Origin of the sequence: Lacrimispora sp. (assembly GCF_032078915.1) — a bacterium.
GTDB lineage: Bacteria > Bacillota > Clostridia > Lachnospirales > Lachnospiraceae > Lacrimispora.
In genome coordinates this window covers 1-2,103 of the sequence record NZ_DAMAUN010000189.1, presented here as the reverse complement: position 1 = coordinate 2,103, position 2,103 = coordinate 1, and the positions used below count along the sequence as shown (strand labels likewise).

Below are 2,103 nucleotides of genomic sequence, written 5' to 3'. Positions count from 1 at the left end.
AAAATATCCCATGCACCATCAGGATAGGATATTTCGTTTTGCATAATTCCTCGTATTTCCTGTCTCTGTTTCGTTGATATTTCGCGACAGTGAATTTATACTCAGAAGCCGATACGCCAAGGAATTTCCTGAGTATGACAATATTCACAACAGGAATCCACCAAAAAAGCAGCAAGCTTATCCTCGGCACGATCCCCAGCTGGCCGGAACAGGTGAATATTCGTATAATCCCGTTGAACAGCAGAATAAAAAGCAGACCCGCACATACAAATATGTTTATTACAAGGATATGTACTCCAATTTCCGTGCCTTTGACTAAAACACAGAGATATGCCAGTACCTCAAACATAAAGCAGGAAAAAGCCGCAAGCACCAGCTCATAGCCGCCGATCAGTACCCTAAGCCTGTATTGCTGCGATTTATCTCTCCGCGGAGCAATATTGAAATAAATATAAAATAAGGCAAGGGCTATGCCTGCAGCTGCAGCTTCCGCAGTGCCGGGAATTACGTACGTCATTAAAATGATGTTCAAAAACAGCATTAGCAGAAAATAACATATCATCCGTTTTATAATAATTATGATTAATCCCCCCAATATGAACTTCAGCTATATTGCATTATTTTACCATAACGTATGCAAGGTCGTCAAATTAACACAAGACTCTTTTTTCCCGCTTAATCCAGTCATAGAACTTAAAGTCAGGTCAGATATAAACATGTCAAAAAGAGCCGGACGTTTTTGGCGTCCGGCCCATCCTTGCCTGGCTTGACGGCGGCCTTTTAAAGCCTCAGGATCACTCCGTTCTGATCTCCAGCCCCTCCTGATATCCCTTTTCCATCTTATGCCTTGCCTTTCTGTTTTCCACGGTATCAAAAATTATGGAAAAATCATAATCCTCCGGGTATAGTTCTTCTGCGGCTACCAGAAGCTTTACCCTTTTCTGGTTGACCCAGATTTTCTTATCCGGCATCTGGACCTGCAGTACCCCTTTCTCATTCACAGGTCTGCACACAATTCCCTTTTTCTTATCCGGATAAACAAACACGCTGTCTCCGATGGTGAACTTTTTTTCCATTACATTTTTATTCACCGCCGTCTTTTTCAGTTTTTCTATTTTAGGCCCGCTTAAGTTTAAGTGTTCCGTACTCTCTTTTAAGGCATCCGGCTCCTCTTCCCATAAGCCCTCCTGCTCTCCGTAAGCGTATCTTCTGGCTCTTCTTATCATAGAATCCGGCATTCCCAGCCGTTTGGCTATATAAAGGGCGCAGCTTTCTCCGGCCTCCCCGATCTCCATACGGTAAAGAGGCCTAAGGGTTTCCTTGTCAAAAGCCATTCGTGCGTTGGTAATGCCCTCCGCCTCCTTGGCGTATGTCTTTACCTCTGGGTAATGGGTGGTTGCCAGAAAAAGGCATCCGTTGCTTCTTAACTCTTCCAGTATGGCGATGGCGATTCCCATACCTTCTGCCGGATCTGTTCCTGATCCCAGCTCATCGAGGATGACCAGGCTCTCCGGGCCGGCTGCTTTTAGGATCTTCATTACATTGGTGATATGGGCGGAAAAGGTGGATAAATTTTCCGTAATGTTCTGACCATCTCCGATATCACAAAGCACCTGGCTGTTCATACAAAGATCGGCTTCTTCACAGGGCAGGTGCAGGCCGCATTGGGCCATAAGGGAGAACAGTCCCACCGTCTTGATGGATACAGTTTTTCCTCCTGTATTGGGCCCTGTAATTACGATTCCCCGTTCTTTCTCTCCCAGTTCAAAGTTTAAAGGTACCACAGTTTCCGGGTTCATGAATGGATGACGGCCGTTTACGATTTTTACGGTCCGATCCGTATTAATGCCTGGACTGGTGCCGGCCATGGAGGCACTTAAGCTTCCCTTTGCAAACAGGAAATCCAGTTTCTCAAGAAGGCGTTTATCTCCTTCCAGAACCTCTAAATTTTCTTCTACTGAGGCAGTAAGCATATACAGGATCCTTCTTGCCTCATTTTCCTCCTCAATCCTTAAAAGCTCCAGTTCTCCGTTAAGCTCTGTAATAGCTGCCGGTTCAATAAAAAGGGTGGAGCCGGTTGCTGACTGGTCAATGACACTGCCA

Annotated in this window: 1 protein-coding gene and 1 pseudogene; both read right to left on the bottom strand. The window is 45.3% G+C overall.

The annotated features are described in order from the left end of the window. Positions 1-517, bottom strand: a pseudogene (locus tag RT269_RS30050) (hypothetical protein); the annotation flags it as partial. Positions 518-794: 277 nt separating this feature from the next. Next, positions 795-2,103: endonuclease MutS2 (locus RT269_RS30045; protein ID WP_313188203.1), on the bottom strand; the 1,309-nt coding region annotated here is incomplete at its 5' end.